The organism is Bradyrhizobium sp. WU425 (genome assembly GCF_021052305.1).
Lineage (GTDB): Bacteria > Pseudomonadota > Alphaproteobacteria > Rhizobiales > Xanthobacteraceae > Bradyrhizobium > Bradyrhizobium canariense_D.
On sequence record NZ_CP088089.1, the window covers coordinates 2,673,961 to 2,695,233 of the forward strand.

General features: G+C 64.2%; 22 protein-coding genes. 14 read left to right on the forward strand and 8 right to left on the reverse strand.

Annotated features, from left to right (window positions below):
- Positions 1 to 34: 34 nt before the first annotated feature.
- Positions 35 to 535 carry a DUF3280 domain-containing protein gene (locus BcanWU425_RS12705; RefSeq protein ID WP_204511935.1) on the forward strand — a complete coding sequence of 167 codons (501 nt, stop codon included), beginning with the start codon at positions 35 to 37 and terminating at the stop codon, positions 533 to 535.
- Between the two features lie 9 nt (positions 536 to 544).
- On the opposite strand, the gene fghA is transcribed toward BcanWU425_RS12705, so the two are convergent.
- Together fghA and BcanWU425_RS12715 are read right to left on the reverse strand one after the other, a co-directional pair.
- A complete protein-coding gene (gene fghA, locus BcanWU425_RS12710; RefSeq protein ID WP_018460281.1) occupies positions 545 to 1,390 on the reverse strand; it encodes an S-formylglutathione hydrolase in 846 nt (281 codons plus the stop codon).
- A 70-nt stretch (positions 1,391 to 1,460) separates the two neighbouring features.
- Positions 1,461 to 2,081 carry a response regulator gene (locus BcanWU425_RS12715; RefSeq protein ID WP_018460280.1) on the reverse strand — a complete coding sequence of 207 codons (621 nt, stop codon included), beginning with the start codon at positions 2,079 to 2,081 and terminating at the stop codon, positions 1,461 to 1,463.
- Between the two features lie 146 nt (positions 2,082 to 2,227).
- Between BcanWU425_RS12715 and BcanWU425_RS12720 the strand changes: the two genes are divergently transcribed.
- The 9 genes from BcanWU425_RS12720 to BcanWU425_RS12760 all read left to right on the forward strand — a co-directional run bounded on the left by BcanWU425_RS12720 (position 2,228) and on the right by BcanWU425_RS12760 (position 12,094).
- Complete coding sequence (locus BcanWU425_RS12720) at positions 2,228 to 3,586, forward strand: histidine kinase (protein WP_204511934.1); 1,359 nt, start codon at positions 2,228 to 2,230, stop codon at positions 3,584 to 3,586.
- A 152-nt stretch (positions 3,587 to 3,738) separates the two neighbouring features.
- Positions 3,739 to 6,258 (forward strand): TonB-dependent receptor, encoded by a 2,520-nt coding sequence (locus BcanWU425_RS12725; RefSeq protein ID WP_210350901.1) that lies wholly within the window; start codon positions 3,739 to 3,741, stop codon positions 6,256 to 6,258.
- A gap of 132 nt (positions 6,259 to 6,390) precedes the next feature.
- Positions 6,391 to 6,690 (forward strand): hypothetical protein, encoded by a 300-nt coding sequence (locus BcanWU425_RS12730; protein ID WP_026233989.1) that lies wholly within the window; start codon positions 6,391 to 6,393, stop codon positions 6,688 to 6,690.
- The gene (locus BcanWU425_RS12735; RefSeq protein ID WP_018460276.1) at positions 6,687 to 6,920 is read left to right on the forward strand and encodes a hypothetical protein; all 234 of its coding nucleotides are present in this window, start codon (positions 6,687 to 6,689) and stop codon (positions 6,918 to 6,920) included. The genes BcanWU425_RS12730 and BcanWU425_RS12735 overlap by 4 nt, the downstream gene beginning before the upstream one ends.
- A 169-nt stretch (positions 6,921 to 7,089) precedes the next feature.
- Complete coding sequence (locus tag BcanWU425_RS12740; protein ID WP_007601419.1) at positions 7,090 to 7,257, forward strand: hypothetical protein; 168 nt, start codon at positions 7,090 to 7,092, stop codon at positions 7,255 to 7,257.
- A 61-nt stretch (positions 7,258 to 7,318) separates the two neighbouring features.
- Positions 7,319 to 7,726 (forward strand): hypothetical protein, encoded by a 408-nt coding sequence (locus BcanWU425_RS12745; protein WP_018460275.1) that lies wholly within the window; start codon positions 7,319 to 7,321, stop codon positions 7,724 to 7,726.
- An 863-nt stretch (positions 7,727 to 8,589) separates the two neighbouring features.
- The gene (locus BcanWU425_RS12750; RefSeq protein ID WP_204511933.1) at positions 8,590 to 10,053 is read left to right on the forward strand and encodes a GH1 family beta-glucosidase; all 1,464 of its coding nucleotides are present in this window, start codon (positions 8,590 to 8,592) and stop codon (positions 10,051 to 10,053) included.
- Positions 10,054 to 10,201: 148 nt separating this feature from the next.
- Positions 10,202 to 11,434, forward strand: coding sequence for an acetyl-CoA C-acetyltransferase (locus tag BcanWU425_RS12755; protein WP_085350582.1), 1,233 nt, complete (start codon positions 10,202 to 10,204; stop codon positions 11,432 to 11,434).
- Positions 11,435 to 11,791: 357 nt separating this feature from the next.
- Positions 11,792 to 12,094, forward strand: coding sequence for an HU family DNA-binding protein (locus BcanWU425_RS12760; protein ID WP_007601427.1), 303 nt, complete (start codon positions 11,792 to 11,794; stop codon positions 12,092 to 12,094).
- A gap of 70 nt (positions 12,095 to 12,164) precedes the next feature.
- On the opposite strand, the gene BcanWU425_RS12765 is transcribed toward BcanWU425_RS12760, so the two are convergent.
- The 5 genes from BcanWU425_RS12765 to BcanWU425_RS12785 all read right to left on the reverse strand — a co-directional run bounded on the left by BcanWU425_RS12765 (position 12,165) and on the right by BcanWU425_RS12785 (position 16,151).
- Positions 12,165 to 12,320 carry a hypothetical protein gene (locus BcanWU425_RS12765; RefSeq protein WP_162847267.1) on the reverse strand — a complete coding sequence of 52 codons (156 nt, stop codon included), beginning with the start codon at positions 12,318 to 12,320 and terminating at the stop codon, positions 12,165 to 12,167.
- 5 nt (positions 12,321 to 12,325) lie between these two features.
- Positions 12,326 to 14,731, reverse strand: coding sequence for an endopeptidase La (gene lon, locus BcanWU425_RS12770; protein WP_085350583.1), 2,406 nt, complete (start codon positions 14,729 to 14,731; stop codon positions 12,326 to 12,328).
- Positions 14,732 to 14,739: 8 nt separating this feature from the next.
- Complete coding sequence (locus BcanWU425_RS12775; RefSeq protein ID WP_007601432.1) at positions 14,740 to 15,123, reverse strand: Hsp20/alpha crystallin family protein; 384 nt, start codon at positions 15,121 to 15,123, stop codon at positions 14,740 to 14,742.
- A 154-nt stretch (positions 15,124 to 15,277) separates the two neighbouring features.
- Entirely contained in the window at positions 15,278 to 15,844 is a 567-nt protein-coding gene (locus BcanWU425_RS12780) for a YciE/YciF ferroxidase family protein (protein WP_085384836.1), read from the reverse strand.
- A 100-nt stretch (positions 15,845 to 15,944) separates the two neighbouring features.
- Complete coding sequence (locus BcanWU425_RS12785) at positions 15,945 to 16,151, reverse strand: hypothetical protein (RefSeq protein WP_007601434.1); 207 nt, start codon at positions 16,149 to 16,151, stop codon at positions 15,945 to 15,947.
- A gap of 89 nt (positions 16,152 to 16,240) precedes the next feature.
- Between BcanWU425_RS12785 and BcanWU425_RS12790 the strand changes: the two genes are divergently transcribed.
- From BcanWU425_RS12790 to BcanWU425_RS12800, 3 genes are all read left to right on the forward strand, one after another.
- Positions 16,241 to 16,867 carry a MarC family protein gene (locus BcanWU425_RS12790; protein ID WP_204511932.1) on the forward strand — a complete coding sequence of 209 codons (627 nt, stop codon included), beginning with the start codon at positions 16,241 to 16,243 and terminating at the stop codon, positions 16,865 to 16,867.
- A gap of 158 nt (positions 16,868 to 17,025) precedes the next feature.
- Complete coding sequence (locus tag BcanWU425_RS12795) at positions 17,026 to 17,679, forward strand: class II aldolase/adducin family protein (RefSeq protein WP_204511931.1); 654 nt, start codon at positions 17,026 to 17,028, stop codon at positions 17,677 to 17,679.
- 12 nt (positions 17,680 to 17,691) lie between these two features.
- The gene (locus BcanWU425_RS12800) at positions 17,692 to 19,479 is read left to right on the forward strand and encodes a chloride channel protein (protein ID WP_085361046.1); all 1,788 of its coding nucleotides are present in this window, start codon (positions 17,692 to 17,694) and stop codon (positions 19,477 to 19,479) included.
- A gap of 50 nt (positions 19,480 to 19,529) precedes the next feature.
- Here BcanWU425_RS12800 and BcanWU425_RS12805 read toward each other — a convergent pair whose 3' ends face one another.
- Complete coding sequence (locus BcanWU425_RS12805; RefSeq protein WP_085350586.1) at positions 19,530 to 19,787, reverse strand: DUF2798 domain-containing protein; 258 nt, start codon at positions 19,785 to 19,787, stop codon at positions 19,530 to 19,532.
- 286 nt (positions 19,788 to 20,073) lie between these two features.
- Between BcanWU425_RS12805 and BcanWU425_RS12810 the strand changes: the two genes are divergently transcribed.
- On the forward strand, positions 20,074 to 20,463 hold the full coding sequence (locus BcanWU425_RS12810; protein WP_204513977.1) for a hypothetical protein: 390 nt from the start codon (positions 20,074 to 20,076) through the stop codon (positions 20,461 to 20,463).
- Positions 20,464 to 21,273 lie beyond the last annotated feature (810 nt).

The following is a 21,273-nucleotide window of genomic DNA, read 5'->3' on the forward strand; positions in this document are numbered from 1 at the left end:
TCGTCCTCACGCCGCCACGCCGGGAATCACGATCATGCGAGCGCTGATATGTTTCGCCGCTTTGCTGTTGACGGGCTCGGCCGCATTCGCCGATCCGCCGAAACTCGCGGTGTTCGATTTCGAACTGATCGACACCAGCCTGCCTGGCGAGTTCTACGGCTCCAAGCCCGAGGAAGCGCGGCTCGACCTCATCAGCGAGCAGTTGCGCAAGGCACTGGTTGAGTCAGGCAAGTTCCAGCTGCTCGATATCGCGCCGGTCCGGGACGCGGCCCGTCACGCCAATCTGCAGGCCTGCGGCGGCTGCGACCTCAAGCTTGCCGGGCAGCTGGGTGCCGATTTGGAAATCACCGGCATGGTGCAGAAGGTCTCGAACCTGATCATCAATCTGAACATCTACCTGCGCGACGTGAAGACCGGCAACATGATCACGGCCGCCAGCGCCGATATGCGCGGCAACACCGATGAATCCTGGACGCGCACGATGAGCTATCTGATCCGCAACCGCTTGCTGGCGCCGAACTACGGCAAGCCGTGAGGGAGATATTTACCCCTTCAATCGCTCCGCATGCCAGTGCAGGTGATCGCCCATGAAGGTCGAGATGAAGTAATAGCTGTGGTCGTAGCCCGCCTGCCGCCGCAGCGTCAGCGGAATGTTGGCCTTGGCACAGGCCGCCTGCAGCAATTCAGGACGAAGCTGCTCTTTCAAAAAGTTATCGGCCTCGCCGACGTCGACGAGGAAGCCTGAAAACTTCGCGCCGTCCTCGATCAGCGCCACCGTGTCGTGGCTGCGCCAAATGTCCTTGTTCGGCCCGAGATAGCCGGTCAACGCCTTGATGCCCCAGGGCACGAGCGACGGCGCGACGATCGGCGCAAAGGCGCTGGCCGCGCGAAAACGGTGCGGGTTGCGCAGCGCGACCGTCAGCGCGCCATGGCCGCCCATCGAATGGCCCATCACCGATTGGCGCTTCGCATCGACCGGAAAATTTTCCGCCACGAGTTTCGGCAGTTCGTCGGTGACGTAGCTCCACATGCGATAATTGCTTGAAAACGGCGCTTCCGTCGCGTCGACATAGAAGCCGGCGCCAAGACCGAAATCATAGGCATTATTGGCATCGCCGGGCACGTCGGGGCCTCGCGGGCTGGTGTCGGGCGCGACGAAGATCAAGCCGAGCTCGGCGCAGGCTTTGCGGAATTCGCCCTTCTCGGTGACGTTGGCGTGCGTGCAGGTGAGGCCGGAGAGATACCAGACCACAGGCAGCTTGGCGCCCTGTGCGTGCGGGGGAACATAGACCGAGAACGTCATGTCGGTTCCGGTCGCCTGGCTGGCATGGCGATACACGCCCTGCACGCCGCCATAGGATGTATTGGTCGAGACAGTCTGGATCGTCATGCCGTTATGCTCCGTGGCATCAAACCACATCAGGATTGCAACGCTTGTGTGACCGAATTCGCGGCGGCCGTCAGGCCACGCCGCTGTCGATCGCCAGCCGCACCAGCTCGACAGAGGTTTTCACCCCGAGCTTCTGGCGCATGATGGACGAGGTGTTGGCGACAGTCTTGTAGGACGACTGCACCAGCCAGGCGATCTCGGATAGGCTCTTTCCGGCGCTGAGCAGCCGCAAAATCTCCATCTCGCGCGCGTTCAGCTTCGACAGCGGGCTTTGCGCCAGCGCGGGTCCCGCAAAGGCGATGCTGCGCGCGATCGCGCTCGGCAGATAGGTGCCGCCGCCGCCGACGGTGCGAATCGCCTCGACGAGATCGTCGGGGTCACCGGTCTTGGAGACATAGCCCTTGGCGCCGCACTCGATCGCCCGCGCGGCAAAAGCAGGGTCGTCGTTCATGCTGAACATGATGATCCGGGCCTCGGGCGCGCGCTCGAGGATGCGGCGCGCGAGCTCGAAGCCGGACACGGTCGGCAGGTTGATGTCGATGATCGAGAGGTCGGGGCGCTCGACGATGAAGACGCACTCGCCGTCTTCGGCGTCGGCGGCCTCCAAAATCTCGATCTCGCCCTCGTCCGCCAGCACGGCACGGCAGCCGGAGGCGACGATGGGATGATCGTCGACGATCAAAATGCGCATAGGCGTTCCTCGCGACAGCGTCTTGGCCTGTTTCGCGCCCGGCCGGGATTGCTGTACGCTTTCGATTAGATATCGGGCGCTTCGCCTCTGTCAACGTTATCGGACAAGGGGCAGGCCAATCCTTCGCGGGGGCACGGGCGATACCAATGTGGCAAAATCTATCCTTGCGCGGGCGCATCAACCTGCTGCTGGCGCTGCTGCTGGCGCTGGGACTCGCCGTGAATATCGGCCGCCAGGTCGCGGAAGCCGGGCCGCGCGTGCAGGCCGAGGACCAGAGCGTGATCCGGCTCGCGCGCGAATTCATCGAGATGATCGTTGCGGATCTCAACGAGGCGCCCGATCCGGATGCCAGGCTGAACCAGATCGCACGCGACCTCAGCCGCCTGCGCCATGTCAGCATCGCGCTTCGGGACGAAGCCGGCCGTCCGCTGACGCAGCCCCGGACCGACGCCGATGACGACACCCGCGCGCCGCCGGCCTGGTTCGTCAGCCTGGTTCATCCCGAGCAGACCGCGGTGAGCGTGCCCGTCTCGATCCATGGCAAGCCGGGTTCGCTGCTGATCACCTCCCATCCCGATGACGAGATCGCCGAGATCTGGGACGCCATCGTGACCCAGCTCGAGGTCGGCTCGGTGATCGCGCTGGCGCTGTTCCTGGTGATGATGAATGTGATCGGCCGGGCATTGGCGCCGCTCCAATCCCTTGCGGACGTGATGGCCGAGCTCGAAGACGGGCGTTATCAGGCGCGCGTCGCGCCGGGCGGCGCGCCGGAACTCGCCGCGATCTGCACCAAGCTCAACCATCTTGCGGCAACGCTCAGTGACGCCATCGAGGACAAGCGGCGCCTCGCCGAGCGAACGGTGTCGCTCCAGGACGTCGAGCGCAAGGAGATCGCGCGCGAGCTCCATGACGAGTTCGGGCCATACTTGTTCTCGCTACGCGCGCATGCCAGCGCGCTGGCGAAGCAGGCGGACGGACGCGCCCCGAATGCGGAGGCCGTGCGAAAACACGGCAGTGCCATGCTGGAGCAGATCAACGCGCTTCAGCAGTTCAATCGCCGCGTGCTGGAGCGCCTCCGGCCAGTCGGCCTGGCCGAGCTCGGCCTGCGCCAGGCGCTGGAATCGCTGTCGCGGCTGTGGCGGGAGTCGCATCCCGATGTCACCATCGAGACCGTGATCTCGCCGGCGCTTGGCGTCACCGGGGAGACCGCCGACCTCACCATCTACCGCATCGTGCAGGAGGCGCTCACCAACGTGTTCCGCCACGCCGGCGCGACCTCGGTTAACGTCGTCATCGAGCCGGTGGCGGAGGCGGCAAGCGACGGCCGCAGCTGTGCCCGGGTGCGGGTCAGCGACAATGGCCGCGGCATGGAGCCCGGCCAAAAGCTCGGCTTCGGGCTCGTCGGCATGCGCGAGCGGATTCTCGCGCTGGGCGGCACGCTCAACGTCGTCTCGGGTGACGGTGGTCTGACCGTAGAGGCCCTGGTCCCGACGGCAGCGGCCTGATCGCGTCGGGAAAAATTCCCGATTTGGTCGGGAAAATTGGTGCGATACGGCCCGACCTTTTGTGGCTGGCGCACGCATTCCTGCCGATTACACTCGTCTCGACCAACCGGGGAAGATCAAAACAGTCGGTGGTCACGGATGGGAAGGCTGGGATGGGCGATCGTGTTTGGTTCAAGCGTTTTCGGTTCAAGCCTATTGGGTTCAAGCCTCTTGGGTTCAATCGTCGTTTGTTGATCGCCTTGGTTTCGACCGGGCTGCTCTCCGTCTTCGCGATCCCCGCGGGGGCCGCGCAGGACGAGGAAACCAACGTCCAGAACCTGCCGCCGGTCGAGGTGACGGCGCCGCCGCGGTCAACGGCGCGGCGCACCGCGTCATCGCGTCCGGTCGCGCACATCGGAGCGCCGTCATCCGCCAGCCCCAAGACGCGCCTCTACGTCTATCCGACCGCGCCGGGTACCGGCAGAGGTCTTGACGTCGACAAGGTCCCCTCGGCGATCAACGCCGTCGACGCCAGCCAGATCAAGCGCACCGGCTCGCTGAACATCACCGACGCGCTTCGCGACAACATCGCCGGCGTCAACGTCAGCGAGGTTACCGGCAATCCATTTCAGCCGGATGTCGAATTCCGCGGCTTCGTTGCCTCGCCGGTGACGGGCACGCCGCAAGGCCTCGCTGTGTATCAGAACGGGGTTCGCATCAACGAGGCCTTCTCCGACGCCGTCAACTGGGACCTGATCCCGACCGCGGCGATCCGGTCGGTGACGCTCGTGACCAACAATCCCGCCTTCGGCCTCAACGCGCTGGGCGGCGCGATCAATTTGCAAATGAAGGACGGTTTTACCTATCAGGGCGCGGAGCTTGATCTCATGGGCGGCTCGTTCGGCCGCATTCAGGGCTCGGCGCAATGGGGCAAGACGGTCGACAAGAACTACGGCGTCTATGCCGCGCTCGAAGGCCTGCACGACAACGGCTTCCGCAATTTCTCCCAATCGGACGTGCGGCGCTTCTACGGCGACGTCGGTTACAAGGCGGGCGACAGCGAATTCCACGCCAACATGGGCGTCGCCAAGAACGATTTCGGCGCCAACGCCACCGTTCCCGCCGAGCTGCTCGACAAATATTGGGGCGCGACCTACACGACCCCGCAGACCACTTCCAACCGCGTCGGCTATCTCAACCTGACGGGCAAGGTCGATGCGACGCCGACCTGGACGCTCGAAGGCACCGCGCATGTGCGCAGGTACGAGCAGAAGCTCGTCGACGGCAATCCGACCGACGCGCAGGAATGCACTGACCCGGGGCTCGCTGGGCTTCTTTGCTTCGGCGACGGCGCCACACCGGCAAACGGCGTGAACGGCCTGCCGCTTGCCAATCCTTTCGCGTCCGGGACCATCCTCGGCGAGATCGACCGGAGCTCGATACGTTCGACCACCTTCGGCGTGTCGGGGCAGGCCACCAACACCGACCAGCTGTTCGGCCACGACAACCGCTTCGTGATGGGCGCGACCTATGACGCCAGTGTCACGCGCTATAACGCCACCGCCGAAATCGGCACGATCGGAGAAAGCTACGTCGTCAGCGGCGGCGGCCTCTTCCTGGGGCCGACTGGCGTACCTGATACCGTTGCCGGCCCTGTCTCGCTGCGGACCGTCAATCAATATAACGGCCTCTACGCAATGGACACGTTCAATATCACGGACGCCTTCGCCGTCACCGGCGGCGGCCGGTTCAACGTCGCGCGCATCACGCTGGAGGATCAGCTCGGGACCGATCTCAACGGCGATCACACCTTCACCCGCTTCAATCCGGTAATCGGCGGCACCTACAAGATCACGCCGGAGCTGACGGCTTATGCCGGCTATTCCGAGGCCAACCGCGTTCCGACGCCGCTCGAGCTCGGCTGTTCGGATCCAGCCCGTCCCTGTCTGATTGCCGCGTTTCTCGTCTCCGATCCACCATTGAAGCAGGTCGTGTCCAAGACCGTGGAAGCGGGCCTGCGCGGCAGCAGGGAGCTGAACATCGGCACGCTCGGCTGGAAAATCGGCGGCTTCCGCGCCACCAATTACGACGACATCGTCGCCGTTCCCGCAGTCGGCCGCACCGGCTTCGGCTATTTCTCCAACGTCGGCCGTACCAGGCGTCAGGGGCTCGAAGCTGAGGTCAACATCAAGTCGCCCACGCTTCAGTTTCAGGCGAGCTACGCGTTCGTCGACGCACGCTATCTCGACGCTTTTGCGCTCGGTTCCGAAAGCCCGTTCAGGGATACTGTCACCGAGACCATTCAGGTGCTACCCGGCAACCAGCTCCCCGCGATCCCGCGCCATCGCGTCAAGGTCGGCATCGACTATGCCGTCACCGACGTGTGGAAGGTCGGCGGCAACGCGCTGTTCGTCTCCAGCCAATATCTGGTCGGCGACGAGTCCAACCAATATACGAAGCTGCCGTCCTACACCGTGTTCAACCTGCACACGTCCTACCAGGTGACCAAGAACGTCCAGCTCTACGGCAAGATCGACAATATCTTCGACAGGCGCTACGCGACCTACGGACAGTTCTTCGACCGCGAAGCCGTGCCCAACTTCACCAATGGCGGTGCCGAGTTCACCGACCCGCGCTCGCTCAGCCCGGCAAGGCCGCGTGCGTTCTATGCGGGGATGCGGGTGACGTTCTGATCTTGGCTCGGTAAGCTCGGGGGTGGCGCCGCCCGGCATGGCGTGTCACGCCGGCTCTGCTCTACCTCAAGCCGATTGACTCATTGTTCATGTTTTGTTCTTATGCTGCTCGTCCAGCCAAGGGAGCGAGCCATGGACAACCGCATCGACGAAATCCGCAGGATCATCAGGGCGTTACGCGTCAGCATGCGTGAGGCCGAGGCGATCATGCATGAGCAGATCAACAGGGACGAGGACTGCAGCTTCGTCGCAGGCGAAGTCATGAAGATGCGCACGGTAATGAGCGGGCTGGTTCAGGAGCGGGCCGCGCTCGGAGACACCGACCCGATCGTCGTCGCCAGCCTGTTCGTTCCCCGCCGTCGGCCGATGCCATCGCGCGTCGGTGTTGAGAAGCGCCGCCTTGTTCCGCCACGAGAGATGGCACGAGCATGAAGGGGGAGAGGCCGACCTACTTCTCCGACATGCAGGAGCCGCCGGAATTTCTGAAGGCGCTTCATCATGCGCGGCGCCTGTCTTGCCTTGAGGGTTGGTGCCGCATGCACATCGAGGCCATCCAGGTTGCGATTGATCAGTACGCGGAGGCGGCTCTCGGTAACCGGGAGTTCTTCCTCAATAAGCCGCACAGCATCGGTGGAAGTCGCAGCGGCGGCGACGTGCCGTGACAGCGGTGCGTGTCAGCGTATCGACCTTTTGACATCTCCGATGATCCCGCCCGCCGGCGAAGCTTGGCGTCGCGTTGTTTTTACCGATCGGAAACCATAGCGAATGATCCTAAAATTGTAACGAAACTGTTCGGCTGTCTCTGCGTCGGTTCGTCGGAGGGCCCGTCCGATGACAGAGCACCAGTTGAGAGAGCAGGAATTCCAGATCGCGCGGTACCGGCATTTGGAGCGCGAAGTGACCGATCCACTTGCCGCCTGTCTGCTTCACAGCATCATTGAAGACCTGGAGGCCGAGCTGCGCAGGAATAGCCCGGATTGGCACGGGCCGCGCGATTAACGCTTTGTTAGCGCTGATCGTGTCGATGATGCGCGAGGAAATACCAGGGGAGACTGCTCCCATGTTGAAGGACGGCACCTACGCCGCCTGGTACAAGACGCCGCTCGATCAGGGGACCGGGATCGTCCATATCGCAGACGGACAGATCTGGGGCTGCGACAGCCTGATGACCTATCACGGCTCTTGCAAGGTCGACGGCGATCGCTTCACCGCCACCGTGTCGACGAAGCGCCATACCGACGGACGCGCAACCGTGTTCGGCGTCGACGATGAGCTCACGCTGGACATCGAGGGAAACTGCCCGGGCAAGGTGGCGACCTACACGGCGACGGCAGCGCAAGCGCCGGGAATGATCCTCCAGGGTACGCTGATTCTGACGGAACAGCAGGCGCCCGCACCTGAACGAACCGGGCAGATGCCGCCGTTCAATCCCGACAAGCTGCCAAAGTTGCCGAAGCGCTCGCGCTGATCGCGGAAGCCCGCGCGCCACCGCGGCGGAAGGACCTCATGTCTGCTCCCGACCCAGGCAGACATTCCGCAATCCAGGCTCGCCAAGCAACGAGAACGGTCCCGTCGTTGGTCATGGCAACACCGAGCCAATTCATCCGCGCTGGATTCCCGCCGTCATCAAGCGATCACTGCGAATACGAAAGCTGATCTTCCGTGACGACTCGCTCGATTTTCTCCGACTTGCACTTGATGCGGTATCGGAGACGTCCATCGGACTCGATGGGCATATGCTGGACGATGGTGTAAATCATCGGTGGCTCAGTTGCGGCACGTCCTTGTGGGCCTTGGGGCTGGTGGCGAACGTCTTCATTCAGCTTGTAGGCATACGACATATATCTACCTCGAATTCACGGTGGCTCTGACGCGGGTCAGTCATTGTATCCCTGGCAGGACAGGCGCTTGGTCAAGCGGAAGAGGTTACCACAGTCTGATGCGGTCAAACCGCGTCATAAGTCAGTCGTTCTCTTGCTTGACCGGTGCAGACAGACAATCGCCCAGAGCGGAGCGGCGATGGCTGCAGCATACGCCATATTTGCGAAGTTTGGTCGTAATTTCCGAGCGGTATATGGCATTCTGTGAGCCTACGGGCCCTCGTATCGAGGGAACTGACAACTTCCTTGCCGGATTGGGCTGGAATTCGAATGACGGTGGGGCTGGTATTTCGGCTTTGGGGTAGCTCTGCCGACGATCGCCCTAGCCCCTTTCGGACAACTTTGTCGCATTCCGCAATCCTGCATCCTCGGCCCTCGGCTCGCCCGCTTCTCAAACGACCCGCGATTCGCCATGGTGCCACCGAAAGAGCATCACCCCGGAGCACGATCAATGTCGGACAAGGTCTCGCGTCGCCAGTTCGCCACGCTGGCGGGATTGTCCGCAGCCGGAATCGCCAATCCTCTCGAGGTCGCGGACGCCAAGCCCGCATCGCCGCCGCGAAACGTGGACGGTTTCCCCGCGGGCTTCGTCTGGGGCACGGCGACCTCGTCCTATCAGGTCGAGGGCGCGGTCAACGAGGACGGGCGAGGGGCCTCGATCTGGGACAAGTTCGTCCGCATCCCCGGCAAGATCGAGGATGGCTCGACCGGCGACCGCGCCAACGAGCACTATCACCGCTACAAGGAGGACATCGCGCTCATCAGGGAGCTCGGCTGCAAGGCCTATCGCTTCTCGGTGGCCTGGCCGCGGCTGTTTCCGGACGGCGACGGCAAGCCCAACCCGAAGGGACTCGATTTCTACAACCGCCTGGTCGACGAACTCCTCAAGAACGGCATCGAGCCGTGGCTGACGCTCTATCATTGGGACCTGCCGCAATCGCTCCAGGACCGGTTTGGCGGCTGGCGGTCGACGGAGACCTGCAAGATCTTCGGTGATTACGCGGCCTATGTCGCCGAGCACCTGACCGATCGCGTCAAGAACGTATTCACACTGAACGAGAGCGGTCGCTTCGTCTATTTCGGCTACGGCATCGGCATCGACGCGCCCGGCGTGACGCTGCCACAAGCCGAGGTCAACCAGATCAGGCACAACAGCGCGCTCGCGCACGGGCTTGCGGTGCAGGCGGTACGCGCCCATGGCCGCCGTGGCACCAGGGTGGGGCCGGCGGAGAACATCGATGCCTGTGCCCCCGCGATCGACACGCCGGAGAACGTCCGCGCCGCAGAGATCGCGCTGCGCGAAATGAACGCAGGCTATCTCAACGTCATCATGACGGGCCAGTACACCGACGCCTTCCTGAAATTCGCCGGGCGCGACGCGCCGAAATACACGGATGCGGAGCTGAAGATCATCTCCTCGCCGGTCGATTTCCTCGGCCTCAACATCTACGCGCCGCAGAACTATGTGGTGGCCTCCGACCAGGGCGCGGGCTTCATGCCGCTGCCGATCCCGAAATCCTTCCCGCACATGAATTCGGACTGGCTGCGCGTCGGCCCCGAGACGATCTACTGGGTGCCCAAGCTGGCGGCAAAGATCTGGAAAACGGACGCGATTTATATCAGCGAGAACGGCACCTCCGGCGACGACGTCGTGACGCCCGACGGCAAGATCTACGACACCGACCGCATCATGTATTTGCGCAACTACCTGGCCCAGCTCCAGCGCGCCACCGCCGAAGGCGTGCCGGTGCGCGGCTATTTCCTCTGGAGCCTGATGGACAATTTCGAATGGGTATTTGGGCTCAACAAGCGCTTTGGGCTCTACCACGTCAATTTCGATACGCAGGTGCGTACGCCGAAACTCAGCGCCAGCTTCTATCGCAACGTGATCGCGAAGAACGCAGCGGGGGTTTGATTGCTCTCCCTCGCCCCGCTCTTGCGGAAGGGCGACGAGCTTGGCTCGCGTTGAGAGGGCGGGGTGAGGCGGTTCCGCCAGCGCGCATTGACTCCCTTCGCCCGCTGATTCAAAACGCTTCCAACCGTTCAACAAGAGGATAATGCCAATGATCGACGCACTCATCATCGATGCCTGCCGGACCCCGCGGGGCGTTGGCAAGGCCGGCAAGGGGGCGCTCTCGGGCATTCATCCGCAGCAGCTGGGAGCAACCGTGCTGCGCGCGCTCGCGACGCGCACCGGCATCGACACCGCCGACGTCGACGACGTCATCTGGGGCTGCAGCGCGCAGGTCGCAACGCAAGGCGGCGATCTCGGCCGCATGTCGGCGCTGGACGCCGGCTACGACGTGCGCGCGAGTGCCGTAACGCTCGACCGCTTCTGCGGCTCCGGCATCACCGCCGTCAACATGGCCGCAAGCTCGATCATGTCGGGCACGGAGGACCTCGTCGTCGCCGGCGGCTGCGAGATGATGTCGATGGAAGGACGCCGCGGCGGCGGTCCGATGATGATGGACAACGGCAATCTGCGCCTGCGTGCGCGGCATCCGCAGTCGCATCAGGGCGTCTGCGCCGACGCGATCGCGACGCTGGAAGGCATCACGCGAAGGGACGTCGACGCGCTGGGCCTCGAAAGCCAGAAGCGTGCCGCGCATGCGATCGCGAACGGCCACTTCAAGAAGAGCCTTGTGCCGGTGCATCGCGAGGACGGCAGCCTCGCGCTCGACCATGAAGAATATCCGCGGCCGCAGACCACGATGGAAGGGCTGAGCGCTTTGAAGCCCGCATTCCCCGCTGTCGCCGACCATGCGCTCGACGACAAGGGCACGACCTATCGCGGCCTGATCCTGCAGAAATACCCCGACCTCGAGATCGACTTCATGCACCACGCCGGCAACTCGTCCGGCGTCGTCGACGGCGCCGCCGCGATCCTTCTGGCTTCGCCCGCTTACGCCAGGGCGCACGGCCTGAAGCCGCGCGCCCGCGTCGTCGCGATGGCGAATATGGGGGACTCGCCGACGCTGATGCTGAACGCGCCGGTGCCGGCGACGCGCAAGGTGTTGGCGAAGGCGGGGCTGACCATCGACGACATCGACCTGTTCGAGATCAACGAGGCCTTTGCCGTGGTTGCGGAAAAATACATCCGCGACCTCAAGCTCGACCGCGCCAGGGTCAACGTCAATGGCGGCTCGATCGCACTCGGCCATCCCATCGGCGCCACCGGCTCGATCCTGATCGGCACCATGCTCGACGAGCTCGAACGGCGCGACTTGAAGCGCGGTCTCGTCACCATGTGCGCGGCCGGTGGCATGGCCCCGGCCGTCATCATCGAACGTATCTAGCGCGAGCGAAGCTCGTCGCGCTCCCTAGAAATAAGGGAGAGAAAGTACCCGCGATCGCCACATCACGACGATCTAGGCTTGTTTTCCAGGGTGAATCGCGACCGGACTCCGACAAAGAGGCCGGTCATCGCTTGTCGAAAGCATCGAATCAGCTTTAGCAAGGCTGCGTGCGGGCCTTTGAAACAAGGTAAAATCCGCTGCCTGAGGCTTCTCCCGCTCCGGAAGTGGCTAAAAAGCAGGGTTTTTTGCCACAGAGGGCCAAAAAAGCCCGTAAAACCCCGACAAAACTGTGCAGAAGGCTATAGGCCTTCACCGGTTGGTCTAATATGCAGCCGTCAACGAATCAGAGGAGACACGATGGCCACCCAAATGTCGAAATCGCAGCTGATCGAAAAGATCGCGACCACCACCGAGCTTTCCAAGCGTGACGTCAAGAGCGTCATGGAGACGCTGACCGACGTCGGTCACAAGGAGCTCAAGAAGAACGGCCTGTTCCTGGTGCCGGGCTTCGCCAAGTTCGTGGTCATCAAGAAGCCCGCGACCAAGGCGCGCAAGGGCACCAACCCGTTCACGGGCGAAGAGATGATGTTCAAGGCCAAACCGGCCCGGAAGATCGTTCGCGCCCGCCCGGTCAAGGCCGCCAAGGACGCCGTGGGCTAACAAGGCGAAGGCCCCCTCGAGCGAGGGGGCCTTTTGTTCGGGGCTGTCGCGAGGACTTGAGACGGAGGGCTCAACCCTTGCGGCGCTTCGCCCGGACCGGGGCCGGCTGAAGCCGCGGTCCCGGCATCGCCAGCGCATCGCGAACCCCGTCGATGGCGCGATCCAGCAACTGGCGCAGCCGCTGCGTCGTCCGCGATCGCTTCGCTCTTTCCAGCAATTTCTTCATGGCATTCACTCCGCCGCTTCGACCTTGGCATCGGCTTGGGCCTCGGCCGGCTCGAGCGCCGCGGCGATGGCTTCGTCGACGCGCTCCAGCCAGATGAATTCGAGGTTGTCCCGCGCGCTCTGCGGGATGTCGTCGTAATCCCGCTTGTTGCGCGCCGGCAGCATCACCCGCTTCAGGCCCGCGGCCGCGGCTGCCACCACCTTCTCCTTGATGCCACCGACCGGCAGCACCAGGCCGCGCAGCGAGATCTCGCCGGTCATGGCGGTGTCGCTGCGCACCGTGCGATTGGTGAGCAGGGACGTCAGCGCCGTGAACATCGCAACGCCCGCGCTCGGTCCGTCCTTCGGGGTCGCGCCTGCCGGCACGTGAACGTGGATGTCGCTCTTTTCGAACAGCTGCGGATCGATGCCGAGCTGCGTGGCCTTGCTCTTCACCAGCGTCATCGCAGCCTGCACGCTCTCGCGCATGACCTCGCCGAGCTGGCCGGTCAGGATCATGCCGCCGCGGCCTGATACCCGCGAGGCCTCGATGAACAGGATGTCGCCGCCGACCGGCGTCCAGGCCAGGCCAGTGGCCACGCCTGGAATGCTGGTGCGCTGCGCGATCTCGCCTTCGAAGCGCGGCTGGCCGAGCACAGTGCCGATGTCCTTTGGCGTCACGACGATCTTGGCAGCCGTGCCCTCGGCGACCTGCACGGCAGCATGGCGGAACAGCTTTCCGATCTCCCGCTCCAGGTTACGCACGCCGGCTTCGCGGGTGTAGCCCTTGACCACCAGCTTCAGCGCCTCCGGCTCGATCTCGGCTTGCTCCGGCGTCAAGCCGTTGGCCTCGAGCTGCCGCCGCACCAGATAGCGCCGCGCGATCTCCAGCTTCTCATCCTCGGTGTAGCCGGCGAGGCTGATCAGCTCCATGCGGTCCAGCAACGGACCCGGGATCTGGTCCAGCATGTTTGCGGTCGCGATGAACACCACGCGCGACAGGTCGAAGGGCACGCCCAGGTAATTGTCCCGGAATGTCCCGTTCTGCTCGGGGTCGAGCACCTCCAGCATCGCGGCGGAAGGATCGCCCTGCACGCCGCGGCCCATCTTGTCGATCTCGTCCAGCATCATGACGCAGTTCCGGGCGCCGGCCTTCTTGATGCCCTGGATGATGTTGCCGGGCAGCGCGCCGATATAGGTGCGCCGGTGGCCGCGGATCTCGGCCTCGTCATGCACGCCGCCGAGGCTGACGCGCACGAAGGGACGGTCCATCGCGCGTGCGATGGACTGGCCGAGCGAGGTCTTGCCGACGCCGGGCGGTCCGATGAAGCACAGGATCGGCGCCTTGCCCTGCGGCGCCAGCTTGCGCACCGCCAGATATTCGATGATCCGGCTCTTGATCTTCTCCAGGCCAAAGTGATCGGCGTCGAGGATGCGGCGCGCTTCCTTGATGTCGATCGGCTTCTCCGCGGGCAGTGCCCACGGCAGCTCGATCAGCCAGTCCAGGTAAGTGCGGACCATGCCGGCCTCGCCGGCGGCCTCCGGCATGCGCTCGTAGCGGCGCAGCTCCTTCTTCGCATGTGCATCGGCCTCGGGCGGCATGTTGGCCTTGGCGATGGCAGCCGTCAGCTCGGCCACCTCGGCCGCCTTGCCGTCGCCTTCGCCGAGCTGCCGCTGAATGGTCGCCATCTGCTCGCGCAGGATCGCTTCGCGCTGCCGCTCGTCGAAGCTGGCGCGGGTCTGCTGGCCGATCTCGTTGCTGATGCGCAGCACCTCCAGCCGTTCGGCCAGATGCTTCGACACCTTCTCGACACGCAGAGCGAGGTCGATGGTCTCCAGCACCTCCTGCTTGTCCTGCGGCTTGATGTCCATGAACGAGGTCGCCAGGTCCGCCAGCGCGCCGGGCGCCGTGGTGCCCTGGAACATCGCGACCAGTTCGGGCGGCGCCTGCGGCAGCAGCTCGATCGCCTCGATGGCCTGGCGCTGCAGGTTCAGCCCGCGGGCCTCGATCTCGGGCGTGCTGGTGGTCGGCTCCGGAATCTGCTGGATCCGCGCGGCCGGGAACGGCGTCCCCGGCAGGAAGTCGAGGATGCGCGCGCGCTGCACGCCCTGGCAGACGATGTGATGGGTGCCGTCGGGCGCGGTGATGTAGCGCACGATGTTGGCGATGGTCGCGACCCGATAGAGGTCGTCCGGTCCGGGCTCCTCGGTCTCGGGGCTGCGTTGCAGGACGATGCCGACCGGTCGCTGCTCGCGCAGCGCCTGTTGCGCGGCGGCGACCGACTTCGGCCGTGCGATCGCGATCGGCGCGATGGCGCCGGGGAACAGCACCATTTCGCGCACGGGAATGATGATCAGCGCGTCTTCGGGAATCTTCACGTCGGAATTGCTCTGGGGATTGGTCGGTGCGGTATTCATTGGTTCGGTGGCCATGATCGACCTCAGGATTTGGCGAGGCGCAGCGCGACGCAGCCGTCCATCACGAAGCGGCTGATGGCGTAACGGCCAACGGGCAATGCAATGCGGCGCTCAAAACGCCCCTGCGGCAGTTCGAGCCGGTGGATGCGGGCGTTGCGAAGCTCTGGCGGAAGGGTGCGCTGGCCGGAGATGACGAGCACGCCGTCATGGATGACAGTCTCGACATTGTCGGGATTGACGCCGGGAAGCGCGACCAGGATCAGGAGCTCATGCTCGGTTTCGAGCACGTCGATCGGCGGCTCCCAGCAGGCTTCCTGCCGGCCGAACTGCTGGCGCAGCCGTTCGGCGCGGGTCAGCGAGTCCAAGGCTTCGGACAGCATCCAGTCGAGGGGATTTTTGGGTTGCATGATGCGGGCTCGGCGGGTGAGGAACGCTGAATATGGGGCCGGTTCCCGAGAATTCCAGCCCGGCTGCGCGCAGGTGCCATGCGGATCGTGCGATCCGAAAACAAGCGCCGCGGCCTTCCGGGCCGCGGCGTTCCGTCGTCACCCTATGTGTGCCTCAGGCCGCCTGGCGGTATTCCTCTTCCGCCTCGAGGTTGATCACGGAGGTGGCGAGCTCGGTCAGGGCGTGATCGGTCGCCTCTTCCTCGTCCAGCGTCGCCTGCAGCAGCTTTGCCGCGTCCTGCATGCCGAGCTCCTCGGCCCAGGTGCGCAGCGTGCCGTAGCGGGAGATTTCGTAGTGCTCGACCGCCTGCGCGGCTGCGAGCAGGCCGGCGTCGAGCGCAGGCGCGTTCTTGAACTCCTTCATGATCTCGGCACCTTCGTCGGTGATGCCGTTGATCGCTTCGCAAGGCTTGCCGCGGGCCGGCTTGCCCAGCATCTTAAAGATCTGGTCCAGACGTTTGACCTGGCCCTGGGTCTCGCGCAGATGCTTGTTGAAAGCCGCCGCGAGCTCCTTCGAGTTGGCAGCCTTGGCCATCTTGGGCAGGGTCTTGATGATCTTGTTCTCGGCGAAATAGATGTCCTTGAGCGTCTCCAGGAATAGGTCGCTCAACATCTTCGGCGCCTGACGGGCGCGGCCCGTCGACGATTTCTTGCTTGTGCGCTTCTTTGCTCGTTTTGCCATACATCCTCCTCTTGAGGTGACGCGCGAAGGCATCGCCTTCCGCAATCCTCAGGCGATCAAAAGCTTTCGGAGAACGAAAGTTCCAAACTGCAGCCTGCGCTCAGGTCGGGCGCTTGTAGGGATCTTCCTGCCGCTGCCGCGCCTCGGTGTTGCGGTCGAGCTGCGCGCGCTCGCGGCGCCGCAGGCGCCCCGCCTTCGCCACGCCGTAGACGAGGACCGCACCGAGCACGAAGGCACCGATGAACCAGAGCCAGAGCAGGTTGCCCGAAAGGTGACCCAGCAACATTCCAATTCCACTGTCACTCATTGTGCATCTCCGGTGATTTTCAAAGCGGTTCTATCGGGCTAAGTCAGTCCGCCAGCCATCGTTCCTGCGTCCAGGGAGCCCACCGAGACATGATCGACTTCACCCTGTCCGCGTTCGTGACGCTGCTGCTCGTGGTCGATCCGGTGGGCCTTGCGCCGGCCTTCCTCGCTGCGACCGGAGGCATGCCCGACAAGACCATGCGCACCATCGCGCTGCGTGCGCCGCTGATTGCGGCGTCGATCCTGGTGGTGATCGCCCTGATCGGAAACTGGCTGCTGCGCCAGCTCGGGATCGGCATCCCCGCCTTCCAGATCGCCGGCGGGCTGCTGCTGTTCGGCGTGTCCTACCAGATGATCTTCGGCGACCGTCCGCATCGCGAGGCCCGCGAGGCCGATAAGGCAACCTCGGAGCATGCCTCCGACGTCGCGGTATTCCCGCTGGCGATCCCGATGATGGCCGGTCCCGGCGCGATCGCGACCACGCTGCTCCTGACCGGCGATGCCGGCTACGGGCCGAGGCTCCCGATCATCATCGCGGTCGTCCTCGCCGTGTGCCTGCTCTGCATGCTCTGCTTTGTCTCCGCGAACATGATCGCGCGGAGCCTCGGGCGCACCGGCAACGCCGTCCTCTCGCGCGTGCTCGGCATGCTGCTCGCGGCCTATTCGGTGCAGTTCGTGATCAACGGCATCGCTGCGGTCCGGGCAAGCTTGCCGTAGAGCTGCGACAATCTGTTAATGCGTTGATTTTCATGTTTATTCCATGATGCCATGAGGCGGCTGGCGGGATCGCGCGCGATCCGGTCCGCTTTCTCTTGCGCTGCCATATTGCTTGACGTACTCCCCGTCTGACAGGCGCCCATCGTCAGGAAATCGAGATGTCGATGACAGCGGACGAGCTCGACAAGAGACAGGCCATCATCGGCGCCTGCCGCCGCATGAATGCGCTCGGCATCAACCAGGGCACCTCGGGCAATATCAGCGTCCGGCATGTGGACGGGCTTCTGGTCACCCCGACCAGCGTGCCCTACGACGCCATGACGCCGGACCAGATCGTGTTCATGACGATGGACGGCTCGCACGCGCCCGATCAGAAGCCGTCCAGCGAGTGGCGCTTCCACCTCGACATCCTGAAGGCCCGGCCAGACGTCGACGCCGTCGTCCACGCCCATCCGACCTATTGCACCATCCTGGCGATCATGGGCCTGGAGATCCCGCCCGTGCACTACATGATCGCGGCCGCCGGCGGCGACAGCATCCGCTGCGCGCCCTATGCCACTTTCGGAACGGCGGAGCTGTCCGAACATGCCGTGCGGGCGCTGGAGGGCCGACTTGCCTGCCTGCTCGACCATCACGGCATGATCGCGACCGGCAAGTCGCTGGACAAGGCGATGTGGCTCGCGGTCGAGGTCGAGACGCTGGCGCGGCAATATCACGGCTGTCTCCAGATCGGAGAGCCGCCGCTGCTGTCGAGCGCCGAGATCGAGCGGGTCCGCCAGCGCATGTCCGGTTACGGCATGTCGGAAGGGTAGGGCGGACAGAACGTGTTCCTGCGGATCAGACATCTCGCCGACCGCAAGGGGACGAACCGCATCATGGTTCGGCTGCGGGCGCTGCTACGCAGCAACGAATTCTATCTGATCCCGCTGGCGCTGGTGATCGGCACGCTCGCCGGCGCCATCGTGACGCTGATGGCCGAGATTGCGCAGATTGCCCACATGGTGATCTACGGCATTCCCATCGACGTCCGCCTGTCCGCCAATACCAGCGTCAGTCCGTGGGCCGCGCTGATCGCGCCCGCGCTGGGCGGGTTGGTGCTTGGGATCATGGAGTGGTGGCGGCGACGGCTCAAGCTCTCCAGCGCGGTCGATCCGATCGAGGCGAACGCACTGCGCGGCGGCAATCTGTCGATGCGCGACAGCGTGGTGGTGTCCAGCCAGACGCTGATCTCGAACGGCTGCGGCGCCTCCGTCGGCCTCGAGGCCGGCTATACCCAGATCGGCTCGGGTATCGCCTCGTTGCTCGGCAAGTTCTTCAATCTGCGCCGCAACGATCTGCGCCTGATCGTCGGCTGCGGTGCCGCTGCGGCGATCGCGGCGGCCTTCGGTGCACCGATCACGGGCGCCTTCTACGCCTGCGAGCTGATCGTCGGCGTCTACTCGGTCGGCAGCGCGGCGCCGATCCTCGCCGCCTCGCTCGCGGGCGCCCTGACCGCGCAATGGCTCGGCGGCGCGCCATACTCGCTCGAAATACCCAAGGTCAGCGCCGTCGGCGTCGAGCAATATCTCGCGCTGATCGGTCTCGCGCTCGTCACCAGCGGTGTCGGCATCGCCGTGATGCGCTCGTCCTCGATGTTCGAGCGCCTGTTCAAATGGCTGCCGGTCTGGTTGCGCCCGGTGATCGGCGGCCTCATCGTCGGCGGTTTTGCGATCGTCACGCCGCAGGTGCTGGCGGCCGGCCACGGCGCAATGGTGCTCGATCTCTTTCACGACATGACGATCGGCCTGATCGCGCTGATCATCGCCTTGAAGGTGACGGCCTGCCTGATCTCGCTCGCCTCCGGTTTCCGCGGCGGCCTGTTCTTTGCCTCGCTGTTCGTGGGCAGCCTGATCGGAAAGTTCTTCTCCGCGGTGCTGCTCTTGATCAGCCCGAACTTCGTGATCGATCCGCTGGTCGCGATGCTGACGGGCATGGCGACGCTGGGCGTCGCCATCGTCGGCGGTCCCTTGACCATGTCGTTCCTCGTGCTCGAGATGACCCGCAACGTCGACGTTACCGCCGTGGTGCTCGCCGGCTGCATCGTCACCTCGATCTGCGTCCGCTTCATGTTCGGGCACTCCTTCTCGACCTGGCGCCTGCATCTGCGCGGCGAGACCATCCGCAGCGCCAACGACGTCGGCTGGCTGCGCAACCTCACCGTCGAGCGGCTGATGCGCTCAGATGTTGGCAAGGTGCCGTCGACCACGACGATCGCCGCGGTCCGCCGCGAATTCGCGCTGGGCTCGCGGCCCGGGATCGTCATCGTCAACAATGCGGACGAATATGTCGGCCTTGTCCTGCTGCCCGACCTGTTCTCGGGCGACCTCGACACCATCGCCGACGAAATCCAGGTGATCGAGCTCGCGCGCCTGACCGAGATCGTGCTGATCCCGGAAATGAACGTGAAGTCGGCGATGGCGGTGTTCGACGAGGCGGAGGCCGAGATGCTGGCGGTGGTCGATTCCACCGACAGCCGCAAGGTGGTCGGCTTCCTTACCGAGACCTTCGCCCGCCGCCGCTATGTCGAGGAGATCGACAAGGCGACGCGCGGCGTACTCGGCGCGCTGTCGTAAGGTCACGCGGAAGCGGGACGGCGTGCGTCATGCGCCGCCGTCCGCGCCTGCTATCGGCCTGGCTGCAAGGGAGCAGCGACGACGCTAGCCACGATCCGGCGGACCAGTGGCAGCACCATCAGCAGCGTCGGAAAGGCGACGAGCCATGACAGCGCCCAGGCGCCCGGCCAGGTCGCGAGGAACGCCGGCGTTGCGCCGAGGCTTCGAAGGGTGGAAATGACCGACACCACGGCTGTCATGAGGATGGACAGCACAAATGGCATCACGATCGACGCATAGCGCGCCGGCAGTTTGCGAACCGCAATCATCTGGTTTCTCTTGGAATAAGACGCGTCAGTCACGGTGAACCCAAGAATGGCATCGATCCCGACGGCGTCGGTTGATGCGTTGGTTCACGTAAAACGCTTACGGCGACCGAAAGACGGTGCGCCTGTTCATTATCCGCTCATGTTGGATGGTTCAAGCTGGATCTGGACGTTCGATCTACAATCGTTCAACGCGTGGCAGATTGCCGCGATCACGAAACCATTTCAGTGGTTTGGACGTTTAGTCTTGTTTGATTATGTCGCTTCGAGCGAGAACAGGAAGGTCAAGATGAATAAAGGACCGATGATTTCCGCAGCCGGCCGCAGCGTTGGGCTGGCAGCTTTCGCAAGTCTTGTTCTGATGACGGCCCCGATCAACCCTTCGGCTGCCAACTCGCCCGCGCCCACCAAAGCCGCTGCCGCGGGCTCGGTCGCTCCGGCTGCCACCGATTTCAGCGCGGCTCGCCGCCACCGCTATTATCGGCGAGGTCCGAACGCTGCAGGCCTCGCTTTCATGGGCGTGGCGGCAGGTCTGATCGGCGGCGCGATCGCAGAGAGCAGGCGCCAGGAGTACTACGAGGACCGCTATAATTACGGTCCCGGTCCTTACTACGGCGGCCAGGGATATTACGGCGGCGGTCCCTACTATGGTCCGCGTGGCTATTATCAGCCGTATTAGGCGCCTGTCCTCGCCGCAGTCTCGTTCTCGCCAATGGGCGGTGTTTTGCACCGCCCCTTGTTGCTTCTGCGCGAGGCGTCTCATTGCGCGACCTGTGTCGCGGGCGCGTCAATCCCCTCCAGAAAAAAAGATTCCGCTTTACCGAAATTCGGAATTGGCGTATGTGTCGCCCATCCCGGCTCATCCTTGAGGGGCGATCTTGTGGTCGTCATGTTCGCGAGCCGGGCTTGCGGTGGACGCGGCAGCGTTCGGGTGCGAGAGGCCAAGGGCAGGGCGGATTGCTCTCCGTGAGCCCAAGGCTTCGTGCCGACGAGCGGCGCTGCTAGGCTTCGCCTTGTCTGTAAGTTTCCGGCTCCGTCGACAGGGCTGGGAAAACTGCGGCGAAATGGCGGGCCGTGCGTACGGCAAAACCGTGTGGTCCTGGCCGTCGTTGCTACGGTCAAGCCCTGGCGAATGCGGCATCTGCGTCAACCGGCGCGGGTGCCGGTGACTTTCGTTGGGGCGAGGGAGGCCAAAGAGAACTCGGCTCCCGGGAGAGCACGGCATAAGCCGTCCAACCATCGCGCAGGGAAGGCCGAGTGATTGGCTACACCTGTATGCTGCTGTGCGGTTTTCCTGCGTGTGCTTTTCGCGCAGCGGACCGCGGGTGCCAGCCGGCACCCGGCCTTCCCTGCGCCCTCTTGGACAAGAGGGTGGAGCGATCAAGCAAAGCTCGGGCGAAATCAGCCGCGAGAACGCGAAGCTGTGTCTGCAAGTAAAAATGCGAGCTGGAAGAGTGGCGCTGCCGCCTCATACTCCGTCATTGCGATC